This window comes from Micromonospora psammae (assembly GCF_036902725.1).
In the GTDB taxonomy this organism is placed as follows: Bacteria; Actinomycetota; Actinomycetes; order Mycobacteriales; family Micromonosporaceae; genus Micromonospora.
In genome coordinates this window covers 24,195-36,970 of record NZ_JBAKHM010000038.1, presented here as the reverse complement: position 1 = coordinate 36,970, position 12,776 = coordinate 24,195, and the positions used below count along the sequence as shown (strand labels likewise).

Annotated in this window: 14 protein-coding genes; 6 read left to right on the top strand and 8 right to left on the bottom strand. The window is 72.7% G+C overall.

What is annotated here, in order from left to right; translation table 11 throughout:
- Positions 1 to 44: 44 nt before the first annotated feature.
- Entirely contained in the window at positions 45 to 755 is a 711-nt protein-coding gene (locus V6U79_RS28340; RefSeq protein WP_334616531.1) for a helix-turn-helix domain-containing protein, read from the bottom strand.
- A 239-nt stretch (positions 756 to 994) separates the two neighbouring features.
- Between V6U79_RS28340 and V6U79_RS28335 the strand changes: the two genes are divergently transcribed.
- The gene (locus tag V6U79_RS28335; RefSeq protein WP_334616530.1) at positions 995 to 1,819 is read left to right on the top strand and encodes an LLM class flavin-dependent oxidoreductase; all 825 of its coding nucleotides are present in this window, start codon (positions 995 to 997) and stop codon (positions 1,817 to 1,819) included.
- 121 nt (positions 1,820 to 1,940) lie between these two features.
- On the opposite strand, the gene V6U79_RS28330 is transcribed toward V6U79_RS28335, so the two are convergent.
- Both V6U79_RS28330 and V6U79_RS28325 read right to left on the bottom strand, forming a co-directional pair.
- Positions 1,941 to 3,137, bottom strand: coding sequence for a low temperature requirement protein A (locus tag V6U79_RS28330; RefSeq protein ID WP_334616529.1), 1,197 nt, complete (start codon positions 3,135 to 3,137; stop codon positions 1,941 to 1,943).
- A 360-nt stretch (positions 3,138 to 3,497) separates the two neighbouring features.
- On the bottom strand, positions 3,498 to 4,178 hold the full coding sequence (locus V6U79_RS28325) for a hypothetical protein (RefSeq protein ID WP_334616528.1): 681 nt from the start codon (positions 4,176 to 4,178) through the stop codon (positions 3,498 to 3,500).
- A gap of 257 nt (positions 4,179 to 4,435) precedes the next feature.
- On the opposite strand from V6U79_RS28325, the gene V6U79_RS28320 reads away from it, so the two are divergent.
- Positions 4,436 to 4,771, top strand: coding sequence for a hypothetical protein (locus V6U79_RS28320; protein WP_334616527.1), 336 nt, complete (start codon positions 4,436 to 4,438; stop codon positions 4,769 to 4,771).
- A gap of 71 nt (positions 4,772 to 4,842) precedes the next feature.
- Here the strand turns inward: V6U79_RS28320 and V6U79_RS28315 are convergent, their stop codons facing one another.
- From V6U79_RS28315 to V6U79_RS28300, 4 genes are all read right to left on the bottom strand, one after another.
- A complete protein-coding gene (locus tag V6U79_RS28315; protein WP_334616526.1) occupies positions 4,843 to 5,460 on the bottom strand; it encodes a DUF2625 family protein in 618 nt (205 codons plus the stop codon).
- An 83-nt stretch (positions 5,461 to 5,543) separates the two neighbouring features.
- Complete coding sequence (locus tag V6U79_RS28310; RefSeq protein WP_334616525.1) at positions 5,544 to 7,148, bottom strand: SMI1/KNR4 family protein; 1,605 nt, start codon at positions 7,146 to 7,148, stop codon at positions 5,544 to 5,546.
- A gap of 50 nt (positions 7,149 to 7,198) precedes the next feature.
- Entirely contained in the window at positions 7,199 to 7,702 is a 504-nt protein-coding gene (locus V6U79_RS28305; RefSeq protein ID WP_334616524.1) for an NUDIX hydrolase, read from the bottom strand.
- Positions 7,703 to 7,740: 38 nt separating this feature from the next.
- Complete coding sequence (locus V6U79_RS28300; protein ID WP_334616523.1) at positions 7,741 to 8,169, bottom strand: hypothetical protein; 429 nt, start codon at positions 8,167 to 8,169, stop codon at positions 7,741 to 7,743.
- Positions 8,170 to 8,335: 166 nt separating this feature from the next.
- Here V6U79_RS28300 and V6U79_RS28295 point away from each other — a divergent pair, with 166 nt between their 5' ends.
- The 4 genes from V6U79_RS28295 (at position 8,336) to npdG (ending at position 11,760) form a co-directional block, all read left to right on the top strand.
- Positions 8,336 to 8,539 (top strand): hypothetical protein, encoded by a 204-nt coding sequence (locus V6U79_RS28295; protein ID WP_334530186.1) that lies wholly within the window; start codon positions 8,336 to 8,338, stop codon positions 8,537 to 8,539.
- An 82-nt stretch (positions 8,540 to 8,621) separates the two neighbouring features.
- On the top strand, positions 8,622 to 9,491 hold the full coding sequence (locus tag V6U79_RS28290; RefSeq protein WP_334616522.1) for a hypothetical protein: 870 nt from the start codon (positions 8,622 to 8,624) through the stop codon (positions 9,489 to 9,491).
- A 65-nt stretch (positions 9,492 to 9,556) separates the two neighbouring features.
- A complete protein-coding gene (locus V6U79_RS28285) occupies positions 9,557 to 10,990 on the top strand; it encodes an RNB domain-containing ribonuclease (protein ID WP_334616521.1) in 1,434 nt (477 codons plus the stop codon).
- A 71-nt stretch (positions 10,991 to 11,061) separates the two neighbouring features.
- Positions 11,062 to 11,760 carry an NADPH-dependent F420 reductase gene (npdG, locus tag V6U79_RS28280; protein WP_334616520.1) on the top strand — a complete coding sequence of 233 codons (699 nt, stop codon included), beginning with the start codon at positions 11,062 to 11,064 and terminating at the stop codon, positions 11,758 to 11,760.
- A 90-nt stretch (positions 11,761 to 11,850) separates the two neighbouring features.
- Here the strand turns inward: npdG and panB are convergent, their stop codons facing one another.
- A complete protein-coding gene (panB, locus tag V6U79_RS28275) occupies positions 11,851 to 12,696 on the bottom strand; it encodes a 3-methyl-2-oxobutanoate hydroxymethyltransferase (RefSeq protein ID WP_334616519.1) in 846 nt (281 codons plus the stop codon).
- Positions 12,697 to 12,776: the final 80 nt, after the last annotated feature.

The window sequence follows — 12,776 nt, the reverse complement described above, 5'->3', positions numbered from 1 at the left end:
CTGCGGGAGTCGGAGAGCTACTCGAACGGAATCCTGAAGCTGGTCTACGACGTCAAGCGCTGACCCAGGTCGAGGGCGATCGCGCCGCCGGCGCCCTGGCGCAGCTGCCTGACGGTACGTCCGACGTAGTAGCGCAGTGCCCGGGCCAGGTGCGGCTCGTCGAAATAGTCGAGCTTGGCAACGACATCGGCGGCCGGGTCGCCGGCAGCCAGCAGCTCCGCCGCCGTGCGGGCCCGCTCGATCTGCCGGACCGCGCCCCGCGTCAGTCCAGTCGCGGCGCGGAACCGGCGTTCGACGGTGCGGCCCGAGACGGCCGGGCGGTGACCCCGCAGCACCTCGGCGACGAGCGGGTCACGGACCACGGTCCCGGCCCGGACGAGACTGTCGACCAGGGCTTCGGCGTCGTCGGGGCCGGGCGTCTCCCAGCGCGCGCCGTCCAACCGGAACGTCCGGCGCGTGGTGTCGGGGAGCCCGATGCCGCCGTCGACCAGCGCCGGCGTGGGCACGGCCCGCAACGAGGTGCCCACGGCGAACTCGATGCCCGTAAAGGTCGCGCCCTCCGGCACCGGCACCGTGCCGGTCCGGGTCTCGGGACCGGTGATGCCCGCGTACGTCCGGCCAGCCTGCTCCCAGAACACCAGGCCCCAACGCGCCCCTGCGACGGACGTCATCGCAGTGACCTGCTCGCTCGTGCATGTCCACACGGTGTTGACCCACGGCGAGTCGGACCGACGCGTCTCGAACCGCAGTCCCACGGACGAAGGATACGCCGCTTCAAGTTCTGGCGGCTGGCCCGGCCAAGCGGCCGGCGAGCTGGTGCCGCTGGTCGCCTTTGGTCGTCTCTGGTCAGCGTCTGACGGCCCGCTCACGGCCCAGGCGACCCAGCGACGGCCCGCGTCCGACTCTGCGCCGCTAGCCTAATGCTGTTGATATCGACACAGGTGGTGACCATGACGACTGTCGGCGAGATCGACAGGTGACTAGGGTTATCGGGATGGTTCGATACGCTGGGGGTCTGCCGAATGTCGGACCTTTCGCCGATGCCCGGTTACTCGTTGATATGGCTGTCGCGGCCGAGGAGCAGGGCTGGGACGGCGTCTTCCTGTGGGATCACGTGCTCTATCACCAGGCGGACTGGCCTTTGATGAACTCGGTGGTCGTCGCCTCCGCGATAGCGGCCCGGACATCGCGCATCCGGCTCGGCGTGCTCATGATGGCGTTGCCCAGACGTCGGGTGCAGACCGTGGCTCGGGAGGCCGTGACGCTTGACACCCTCTCCGGCGGGCGGCTCGTCTTCGGGGCGGGCATCGGCTCGATGGACATCGAGTACGCCGCCTTCGGGGAGGATCCTGACCTGCGAAGCCGCGGTAGACGCCTGGACGAGTCCTTGGCTCAGCTCACGGACCTGTGGTCGGGCCAGGATGTGCGCATGCCATCCGGCGAGCGTGTGCGGATGCTGCCTACACCCGTACAACGGCCGCGCATACCGGTCTGGTGTGCTGGCCGATGGCCCAACCGGCCGGGCTTCCGACGTTCTGCCCGCTGGGACGGGGTGGTGGCGACGTTTGCCGACGCGGGCAGGACAGTTCCCGTGCCGGTCGAGGAGTTCGCTGCCGCAGTGAAGTTCGTCGCTTCGGAGCGGGGGTCACTGGACGGGTTCGACGTGGGGCTGGAGGGTTGGACTTCCCCGGACAACGGCCCCGAGGTCATCGCTCCGTACGTCGCCGCCGGGCTGACCTGGTGGATCGAAGCCATGGGTTGGTGGCGCGGTGGGGTAGACGACGCGTGGCAGCGCATCCTGGCTGGCCCGCCCGGCTGAATCCCGACAGCTGCGCCTCGACCATCAGGCAACGATCATGACGCGCCGACCTGCGGCGACCTGCGACGGGGTCCCTTGAGCGAGTGTCGGATGCGATCCGGAATCGCCTTCCTCGGGGCGGTCAGCGTCGCTGTCGGGTCGACCCGGGCGGCGAGGGCTTCTCGCCCGGGTTTTTCCGCTCGCGCAGCGCGTCCCACGCCGCGACCCCGGCCAGCACGGTGGCTGCGGTGCTGGTGGCGATCAGCGGCGGCAGGTGGACCAGCACCAGTGCCGAAGCGGCAAGCGCGAGAAGTCCGATGACCCGGGACGGGGACACCCGGGCGAACACCTCGTACTCGAGGCGGGACCGCCCGGCCAGGAAGAGCGCGGGCCCACCCAGGATGACCGCGAGCCACAGCGAATCCTCGTGTCCGACCGGATGGTGGATGACCAGTGCGTGGCCGACGCCGGTGGCGAGGATGCCGATCACGATGAGCAGGTGGCTGTGGAACGTCGACCGGCCGAGGCGGGCTGGGCTGGGGATGGCCTCGATGGCGGCGGTCAACACCGCCCCGGCGCGGTGGAAGTAGATTCGCCACATCAGGATCGTGGTGGCGAAGGACACGATGCTCGGCGCCACCCGATCGGGGGTGAACTGCTCGGCGAACGCCAGTCCCGTGAGCAGGATCGTCTCGCCGAGCGCGATGACGATGAACTGCTGATAACGCTCGGCGATGTGCTCGCCGGCGAGCTTCCAGTCTTCGACACGGGTGCGACCAAGTCCCGGAACAGGCCAGCCGAGGACGACCCCCGTGTAGTCCAGCGCCAACGCCAGCGTCCACAGGACCCCGCGCGCGGAACTCTGCGGGAAGAGAAGCGCCCCGGCGAGCCAGGGTACGGCGGATACCGCTGCCCAGCAGAGTGCCCGCGAGGAGTTGTGCTGTTCAGGGTCGCACCGGCCGAGCAGGAGGACGAGGGGCTTGCCGAGTTGGACGGCGACGTAGGTGACCGCGAAGACCACGCCTCGATCGCCGAACGCGAAGGGCAGCGTAACCGCCATGATCATGACGCCGAACATGACCAGGACGAGCTCGATCCGGATCGCCCATTTTCGCGGATCGAAGGCGCTGGTCACCATCGCCGCGCGGACCCAGGTCAACCAGAGAGCCAGCAGCAACAACGCCGTCTGACCAAGTTCTGGCAGAACGACCTGTCGCTGTGTGGTCAAGTCCACGACCAGCCGCTCCGAGATCCGGGTGAGCGCGAAGACATAGACCAGGTCGAGAAGGAGTTCCCCCTCGCGGCTGCGGAGCAGACCACGCAAGCCGCCGACCGTCATCTTCCGCCCGTTTCGTCCGCCTCGCGCCACTATTGAAGCAGTCGTACCACGCCGGTCAGGACCCCGACGCGCATAGGCGGAACCCTGGGCGGCTGAGGAATTTGCTGCTACACCCTTTCGACCGCCCCCGCCCGGCGCGCAGGTCGCGCACAGGCCGACGATCGGTAACCCCAGGTCACGCGAGCGAAACGAACAGGCAGCCAGGGCGCAGGACTCCGGCGTACAGGTCGACTCGCCCACCAGGCCAGCCGCTGCCTAGGAGTGGCCGACCTGCTGCTCTGATCTTGTACTTGTCCGGCCTGTCGGCCTACGCTCTGGCCTGATCATCAGGGCTAAGCTCTCGCGGTGAGCGGCGTCAGCTCAACCGCCGGAGCCCTCTGCCGCCCCGTCGTGCGTGAAGGCGCCGTCTTCCTTGCCCGTCTCCAGGTGCACGTGCTGGTGCCCCTGTCCGGCATCAATGTTGATCTGGTCCAGCTGAGTCGCAGCCACTGACCAGTTGGTGACGGCGAGAGTCGCCTGTCGCCGGGCCAGTGCCAGCTGTTCCTTGCGGGTGGCTTCGGGACCTGCCGTGGCCAGCGCGGCGGCATCGACCGCCACGGCGGCCTGTTCGACGGCGTTCCTGAGGCCGCCACGGGCGACGTTGGTCGCGGTCGAACCTGATGGCGGGTTGGCGAACTGCTCCGTGAGCTGGCGCATCGTCTGCTGCCACTTTTGCGCCTGCGAGCTGTCCGGCGTCCGTCCGGCTGCCGCGTCGCTCTCGATGGCGCGAAGGATCGGGGAGAGCTGATCCCCGGTCCGGCGGGCCATCTCCGTCAGTTCGATGATCTGCTGGACGTCGCGCCGGGCCTCGGCTTCGCGTATCGCGGCAATGCTCTGGTCGAATTCGCTCGGCCGTCCCACCACGTAACCGATGAACCCACCGAGCAGACCGATGACAAGCACCAGTGCGGCCGTGGCGCCCGCCAGAAGGACCTTGCGTCGGCGGTCACGAGGCGCGGGAGGCTTCGCCAGGTATGAGGGTCTTCCGGTGCGACGCGGCATGGCCTCTCCTCGCATTGAAGGTCGTCAGGTCGGAGGGTAATCCTTTCCGTCATGGCGGTCGATAGTTCTGCTCACGAGGCCGGAACTTTTGCGGGGCATGACGAAAGCGCCAGGGGGTTGGGCCGCGCGCCCCAGAGTCCTGCGGTGGCCTCCCCGCCTTCGCGGCGGGTGCTCAACCCCGACCGGAGCGTTCAGGTCACGGACGTCGAGGTGTCTCTCGGACGGCCGCGAAGATCCAAGGTGGTTCAATCGTCGCCATGGCCGATGGCTGGCCGACGGCCCTGCGCACCGCGCTCCGGCGCGGGCAGCTGATCGTCGCCGAGGTCCCCGCCGCCCTGCCCGATCGCCGATCCTGGGTCGCCAGCTACCCGATCCGGCACCCGGACGGCGACACGCAGGCGTTCAACCTCTTCCACCGCGAGTTCGAGACCAGTCACATCGACAACGACTGGTGCGTCGGGCCCGGCGACGGCATGACCGACGTGCGGGTCGCGCAGGCCCGCGACGAGAACGAGCTGAACGCACTGCTCACCGGCTGGGGCGTCGACCCCGGCCGGCTCACCTCCGTCCATCGGACGGACCACCCCGTCTGAGGCGGGCCGGCAGCCCACGGGCACCGGGACCGGGTCACCGCCGGCCTGCCGCCCGAAGGGGCACCGGACGCCTAGTGGAAGCCGAGCTGGCGGGCCACGTCCTGCTGCGCCGAGACGAGCTCGGCCAACGGGATCGCCTTGCGGGACACCGCCGAGAGGTCGTTGCCCTCCCGGGTCCACGGCGGCGGCCACAGGCTGATCCCCTCGTCGGGCGCGACGCCGGCCACCTCGGTCTCCCACCCCGGCCACCGCAAGTCCTCGTAGAACGACGTCACCCCGCCGGCGAGCATCGCCTCCAGCCAGACGCCGTATCCGAGTTCGAGGTCCTGCCAGGCGAGGTGGTCCGGGCCGAAGTAGTGCACGGTCGGCGCTGCGCCCGGCTGAGCCGGCAACCACGCGAACTGTCCGCCCAGCACGTCGAAGGCGACGACAAGTCGCCCCGCCTCGGGATCCAACATGGCAGCCACATCGGGCAGCCCGTCGTGCCCGCCGCCGAGCACCCGCAGCCAACCGTGGTCGACCAGCAGGCCGCCACTGTCGCCGACCACGGCGCCGAGCCACGACCTGGTCGTGATCCCCAGGGCCGTCAGGCAGGTCGCCGCCCGCTCCGGGTCGACCGGCAACACCTCCACCGGGTACGGAGCCGCCGCCACCACCGCCGAAACGGCGGGCCACGCAGACTGTTCCACCGCCTCAGCGTCCCAGGCGCACCAAGCGTGCGGCGCCGGGGGCCCGGCGGCGAATGCACAACCGGATGCGGCCCCGGGCCCCCTCAGCGGCGGCCCCGGACCGTGCGGTACCGCACCACCGGCGGGCCGGTGCCATCGGTCCGGTCCGCGACGAGAGCACGGATCCTGGTCAGCCAGGCGGTCGCCTCGGGCACGCTCGCGCGCCCGCCGAGCTCGACGGCGGCCAGCCGCCCCGGCGTCCAGCCGGTGTCCAGCAGCGCCTCCCACTGCCGGGCGCTCAGACCGAGGACGCGCAGCGCCGGGAACCCGGCGACGGCGACGACATCCGTGACGACCGCCTCGGCGAGGTCCAGCCGCACCAGGTTCGGCAGCGCCGCGAGCGCGGCGACCGACACCGGCTCGGTGTTGCCGGCCAGCGTCAGGTACCCGAGCGTCGGCGTCGCGGCCAGTCGCTCCGGCTCGAACCGCGCGGCCACGACGTGGACCTGCTCGACCGGCAGGCCGGACGGGATCGCCAGGTCCACGTGCTCGGCCTTCTGCCGCACGTCGAGGATCCGGACCGCGCGCAGGTGCGGGAAGGCGGCCAGGTCCGCGAGGCGTACCCGGGTCACGGCCCGCAGGTGGGCCGCCTGGACCACCGACGGGTCCGGCGCCGCCGCCACCGCCTCGGCGAGCGTCCGACGGCCGACGTCGACGGACCACTCGTGATTCGGGGTGGTCCAGCTGCCGTCGTCCCAGCGCGCGTGGTCGCGCAGCGAGGCGACGACGGACCGCATGAGGTGCCGGACCGACGGCGCGACGAACTGGATCGGGCCCCACACGTCCCGGCCGAAGGTGAGCACCTGGCCGTAGCTGCCGAGACCGGCCGGGTCGAGGTCCACCGCGGCGTAGTTTCCGCTGTGGTCGGGCGCGAAGGTCACCCACCAGTCGTCGCGGGACAACCGTCGCACGTGCCCGAACGGGTGGGTCTCGAAGACCACCGGGTCGTACTCGAACAGGCCGTCGTCCCAGCCGTACGAGCCGGGATCGCCCTCGTGGTACCAGCGGACGACCTGTTCCAGCGGGGCTGGGCTGAACCGGCCCAGCAGACCGGACTCCTGCCCGTCGTCGTGGATCGTCCGGTAGAGGGCCCGCAGGTCCTCCGGCAGGCGTACCCCGAGCTGTTCCTCGACCGCCAGGATCTCCGCCTCGCTGTGGCCGGGCGCGAACCGGGGCGACTCGCCGTACAGTCGATCGCACTGCGCGAGGAACTCCGCGACCAGGGCCCGCACCTCGGCGAGCACGGCCGGATCGGTCGGCCGCCCGTCGTTGACCGCGGCCGCCGGCTTCGCCATCCCCGGCGCGGGGTGGTTCGGGTAGCGGTAGCCGACGTCAAGCACGACCCGGGGCGGCAGCGACAGCAGGTCGGCGGAGCAGCTGACCACGTAGTCGCCCGCCCGGGTCCCGGACAGCTCCACGACGAACTCGCCGGTGCCGTCCGCGCCGGCCGTGACCAACCCCATGAGATTCCGCAGGCCGGGGCTCAGGTCGTCGTCCCAGCGTCCGATCAGCGCCCCGTTGCCCGCCGCGTCGTACGTCTGGCTTCTCCGGCCGTACCCGCTCAGGGCTGCCTGCATCGAGCCGTCCTGGTCGAGTCCGGCGGCGAACTCCGCACCGAGTTCGTGCATCGCTGCTTCGATCTTGTCCACCGCCGGAGTCTGCCAGGCGCGGCGGCCGGGAGGTGTCCGTCGACGCGGGGTCAGCCGACCACGGTCAGGTCGTCCCAGGACCGGCCCGCCGGCAGGTACCAGGCCGCCTCGTCCGGGTCGAGCGCCCGCCCGATCACCAGCCGGGCGTGCGCGTCCAGCTCGGGCAGCGCGTCCATCGGGAACCACCGCACCGCCAGCGACTCGTCGTCGTTGACCCGCGCAAAGCCGGAGAGCAGTCGGCAGTGGAAGCCGAGGTTCAGGTACTCGCACCGGTCACCGTTGGGATACGTGTGCGGGTGCGAGACGACACTGCTCAACCGGACCGGCTCGACGCGTACGCCGGTCTCCTCCTCGACCTCGCGCACCACCGCCGTGGCCGGCTGCTCACCCGGCTCGACGAAGCCGCTGATCACCGACCAGCGGCCGTCGTCGGAGCGCTGGCCCAGCAGCAGCTCGCCGGCGTCGTTGCGGACCACCGCGCTGACGCTCGGCAACCAGAGCAGCTCGTGGCCGACGTGCCTGCGCATCCGCAGGATGTAGTCCGGTACGCCCATCCGGTGACCCTAGCCGCCGACGGCCGTCCACCGCCGGGTCACGCCGGGCAGGGCAGCCGCTCCAACCCCGCCGGCCCGGCACCGGGGCGTACCAGCTGCGCGAAGCACTCCACCGCGGTGGCCCGCTGCCAGCCGAACACCGTCGAGGCGGTCTTCGCCACGCGTACCCGGAAGACCAGCCGGACCCCGTCGCCCTGCTCGACCGCGAGCACCTCGACCCCGTCGACGTCGTCGGCGGTCCGGCGCAGGCGGGCAACCGGGGCCGCCGGCTCGGCCAGCAGCTCGCTCCGCGTCCGCTGCGCCGTCGCCGTCACCTCCCGGTCCGCCCGCTGCTCAAGCCGCTGCTGCGACCGGTCCCGCAGCTGCGGTACCGCCACCATCACCGCCGCCACCGCCAGCAGCGTCACCACCAGTGCGGCGAGCAGGCCACGACGGGCCCGTGTCGATGTTCGTCCCCCGAAACGCACCGGTGGATTCTCCGCCACCGGAGGCTCTGCCGGCTGCCCCGTCGGGCCGGACGGGATCCGCCAATCCCGCCCCCAGGGCCCCTGACCAGGTCTACTGTGGAACAGATCGGAGCCTATTTGCGGCGATCCGGTGGCGACCGGGCTGCTCCCGGTGCACAGTGATCCCATGAGCGACAGCGGAATCGGTGGGCACTACTACTGGTGCACCCGACACCACCGGGTCGAGACCGATGCGGACGTGTGCCCCGCGAGGCACGTTCTCGGACCGTACGCCTCGGCCGCCGACGCGGAGAACGCCCTGCAGAAGGTGCGGGAGCGCAACGAAGCGTGGGACGCCGAGGACGCCCGTTGGGCCGGGGAGGGCAGATAGACGGCGCGGGACGGCCGCGTCGAGGAACTCCGTGCCTCCGCGAGGAGGCACGCGGGAGCATGTCCCCAAGGAGGGAACCGAGATGGCCGAAGCGCAACAGGCCACCACCCGCCCGGCCACCCGGCGTCCGGCCGCGACGAAGACCGCCGCGGCGGAGCGGACCGCCGGGACCACCCGGAGCAGCGCGGCCCGCCAGCCGGCCGCCGCCACCGGGGGGACCCGCACGGCAGCGGTCACCAAGGCTTCCCCGAGCGCGGCCGGCGCGGGCGCGGGGCGCTCCCCGGCCACCACGGCGACCACGGCGAAGAAGACGGCGGCCGGGAAGGCGACGGCGGCGCGGAAGACGGCGGCGAAGCGAGCGGTGGCGAAGCAGGCCCCGGCGGCCCGGGCCACCGCGAAGAAGGCCCCCGCGTCCAGGGCGACCGCGAAGAAGGCGCCGGCGAAGAAGGCGGCCGCGAAGGCGACGACCGCGGCGAAGGCGCCGGCGAAGAAGGCCGCCGCGAAGACCACGACCGCGGCGAAGGAGACCACCGCCGCCGCGAAGCGGACCACCGCGACCAAGGCCGCGACCGGCGCCCGCAAGGTCACCTCGACGGGCCGCAAGGCCACCGCCGCGGTCAGCGGGACCACCGGCGCGGCGAAGAAGACCACCACGGCGGCGGCGAAGAAGACCACCGCCGCCAAGAAGGCGCCGGCGAAGAAGGTCACCGCCAGGACGGCGCCGGCGACGAAGACCACGGCCAGGAAGGCCCCCGCGAAGAAGACCACCGCGACCTCCTCGGCCACCACCCGCAAGGCCACCGCGACGAAGGCCACCGCGAAGACGGCGCCCGCGAAGAAGGCCCCCGCGAAGAAGGCCACCCCGGTCAAGAAGGTCACCGCCCGCAAGACCCCGGCGCGTACGACCGCCACGACCGCCGCCCGGCCCCGCGCCCGGAAGGCCACCGGCTGACCGTACGGTGGCCGTCGCCCGTCCACCGGAGAGCGGATCACGCGCCACGCTGCCAAGATTGACCCGTGGTCATCCGACGCGTACTGGCACCCCGCATCGACTTCGGCGCGCTGCGCCGCGAGCTTGGACTGCCTGACGGCTTCCCGGACGCGGCGCAGCGCGAGGCGGACGAGTCGGCCGCCGCCCCGCCACCCACCGGGGCCGACCGGACCGACGTCCCGTTCGTCACGGTCGACCCGGCGAGCTCGCGCGACCTGGACCAGGCGATGCACCTGAGCCGTCGACCCGGCGGCGGCTACCGGGTCCGGTACGCCATCGCCGACGTCGCCGCCCACGTCAGCCCCGGCGGCGCGCTGGAGGAGGAGACCTGGCGGCGCGGGCAGACCGTCTACCTGCCCGACGGCAACGTGCCGCTGCACCCGCACACCCTCAGCGAGGGCGCCGCCAGCCTGCTGCCGGACGTCGACCGGGCGGCCGTGCTCTGGACCATCGACCTGGACGGCGACGGCGGCACCGTCGCCGTGGCGCTGGAACGCGCCCGGGTCCGCAGCCGGGCCAAGCTGGACTACGTCGGGGTGCAGGCCGCCGCCGACGCCGGTCGACTGCCCGAGCCGATCGCCCTGCTGCCCGAGATCGGCGACCTGCTCACCGCCCGCGGCCTGCGCCGGGGCGCGATCAACCTGCCGCTGCCCGAACAGGACGTCGAACCGGACGGCGACGGCTGGCGGCTGGTGCTGCGCGGCCCGGTGCCGATGGAGGACCACAACGCGCAGATCTCCCTGCTGACCGGGATGGCCGCCGCCGACATCATGCTCGCCGGTCGGGTCGGCCTGCTGCGCACCATGCCGACGCCCCGACCGGAGGCGGTGGCCCGGCTGCGGGCGGCGGCGACCCCGCTGGGCGTGGAGTGGCCGGACGGCATGGGGGTGGGGGAGGTCCTGGTCGGGCTGGACGCCTCCCAGCCCCGGGCCGCGGCCTTCATCGACCAGGCGGCCGAGCTGATGCGCGGGGCGGCGTACACGGCGTTCGACGGCGAGCTGCCGGAGCAGCCGGAGCACGGCGGGGTCGCGGCCGCGTACGCGCACGTGACGGCCCCGCTGCGCCGGCTCGCCGACCGGTACGCCACGGAGGTCTGCCTGGCCCTGCACGAGGGCCGGCCGGTGCCCGACTGGGCCCGGGCGGCGCTGCCGAAGCTGCCGGAGGTGATGGCGGCCACCGACCGGACCGCGTCGGCGGCCACCCGGGGCGCCGTGGAGCTGGCCGAGGCGGTGCTGCTGGAACACCGGGTCGGGGAGGTCTTCGAGGCGGCCGTGCTGGACGTGGACGCCCCGCCCAACGGGCAGGCGAAGCCGGGCCGGCCGCCCGGCGGCACGGTGGCGCTGGACGCCCCGCCGGTGCGCGCCCGCTGCACCGGGGAGCTGCCGCTCGGCGGCCGGGTCCAGGTCCGCCTGGTCACCGCCGACCCGGTCGCTCGCAAGGTCCTCTTCGCCCGCGCCTGACGCCGCCGCAGCGGGCATTGTCACAGCGGCTCACGCTGCTGCCCCGCGCGGCCGTTTGCGAGGATGGCCGTATGGCTTATGACGCGACCACGCTGCCCGACGTGTCCGGGCTGACCGTCGGCATCATCGGCGGCACCGGCGACCAGGGGCGGGGCCTCGCCTACCGGTTCGCCCGCGCCGGTCAGACCGTGCTGATCGGTTCCCGTTCCGCCGAGCGGGCCGCGCAGGCCGCCGCGGAGATCGCCGCGCTGCCCGGCGTGCCGGCCGGCGTCGAGGTGACCGGGGCCGACAACGACGAGGTGTCCCGGCGCAGCGATGTGGTGATCATCGCGGTGCCGTGGGACGGGCACGCCGCCACGGTCGCCGCGCTGGCCGAGCCGCTCGCCGGCAAGATCGTGGTCGACTGCGTCAACCCGCTCGGCTTCGACAAGCAGGGCCCGTACGCGCTCCAGGTCCCCGAGGGCAGCGCCGTGCAGCAGGCCGCCGCCCTGCTCCCGAACTCCCGGGTCTGCGCGGCGTTCAACCACGTCAGCGCGCCACTGCTGGCCGACCCGGAGGTGGAGCGGATCGAGCTGGACGTGCTGATCTGCACCGAGGACCGGGAGCTGGTCAACATCGTCGGCGCGCTGGCGGCCCGGATCCCCGGCGTGCGCGGCATCTACGCCGGCCGGCTGCGCAACGCCCACCAGATCGAGGCGTTCACCGCCAACCTGATCGCCATCAACAAGCGCTACAAGGCACACGCCGGCATCCGCGTCACCGACCTCTGACCCACCCCGCCCCCGCGATCCCGCAGTGCGTGCCGAAGGGCGTCGACTGCGAGATCGCGGGGATCGGCGGGGCGGGGGCCCGCGCAGGGCTCAGAAGGTGTGCTCGGCGGCGGGGAACTCGCCGCCGCGGACCTCGTCGGCGAAGGCGCGGGTCGCCTCGGTCAGGGCGCCGGCCAGGTCGGCGTAGCGCTTGACGAAGCGCGGCGCCCGGCCGGTGCGCAGCCCGGCCATGTCCTGCCAGACCAGCACCTGGGCGTCGGTGTCGGGGCCGGCGCCGATGCCCACGGTCGGGATCGGCAGCTCCGCGGTGATCCGCTTGGCCACCTCGCCCGGCACCATCTCCAGCACCACCGCGAAGGCGCCCGCCTCGGCCACCGCCCGGGCGTCGGCGATCACCTCGTCGGCGGTGTCGCCCCGACCCTGCACCCGGTAGCCGCCCAGGGTGTGCTCGCTCTGCGGGGTGAAGCCGATGTGCGCCATCACCGGGATGCCGGCGCCGACGATCGCGGCGATCTGGTCGGCGCAGCGCCGGCCGCCCTCCAGCTTCACCGCGTGGCAGCCGCCCTCCTTCATGAACCGCACCGCGGTGCGCAGCGCCTGCGTCGGACCCTCCTCGTACGAGCCGAAGGGCAGGTCGCCGACGATCAGCGAGTGCCGGGTGGCCCGGACCACGGCCCGGACCAGCGGCAGCAGCTCCTCCGCGGTCACCGGCAGGGTGGTCTCGTAGCCGAACACGTTGTTCGCCGCCGAGTCGCCGACCAGCAGCACCGGCACGCCGGCGGCGTCGAAGATCGAGGCCGTGTACTGGTCGTACGAGGTGAGCATCGGCCAGCGGTCGCCGCGCTCCTTGGCGGCGATCAGGTCGCGGGTGCGGACCCGTCGGGTGGCCGGCCCGCCGTACAGGGCGGTCACCTCGGTCGGGGTGGACTCCACCATGACTGTCTCCTTTCCTCGAGGCCGCCGTCGCGGTCCCCGGGTTCCGCCGCGATCGTCGCACCGGTCCGCCCGGTGGCGGC

Coding starts and splice junctions, on each gene's coding strand:
- V6U79_RS28330 (WP_334616529.1), bottom strand. CDS start 3,137: ATGACGGTCGGCGGCTTGCGTGGTCTGCTCCGCAGCCGCGAGGGGGAA.
- V6U79_RS28305 (WP_334616524.1), bottom strand. CDS start 7,702: ATGGGCGTACCGGACTACATCCTGCGGATGCGCAGGCACGTCGGCCAC.
- V6U79_RS28335 (WP_334616530.1), top strand. CDS start 995: ATGGTTCGATACGCTGGGGGTCTGCCGAATGTCGGACCTTTCGCCGAT.
- npdG (WP_334616520.1), top strand. CDS start 11,062: ATGGCTTATGACGCGACCACGCTGCCCGACGTGTCCGGGCTGACCGTC.
- V6U79_RS28320 (WP_334616527.1), top strand. CDS start 4,436: ATGGCCGATGGCTGGCCGACGGCCCTGCGCACCGCGCTCCGGCGCGGG.
- V6U79_RS28295 (WP_334530186.1), top strand. CDS start 8,336: ATGAGCGACAGCGGAATCGGTGGGCACTACTACTGGTGCACCCGACAC.
- panB (WP_334616519.1), bottom strand. CDS start 12,696: ATGGTGGAGTCCACCCCGACCGAGGTGACCGCCCTGTACGGCGGGCCG.
- V6U79_RS28325 (WP_334616528.1), bottom strand. CDS start 4,178: ATGCCGCGTCGCACCGGAAGACCCTCATACCTGGCGAAGCCTCCCGCG.
- V6U79_RS28290 (WP_334616522.1), top strand. CDS start 8,622: ATGGCCGAAGCGCAACAGGCCACCACCCGCCCGGCCACCCGGCGTCCG.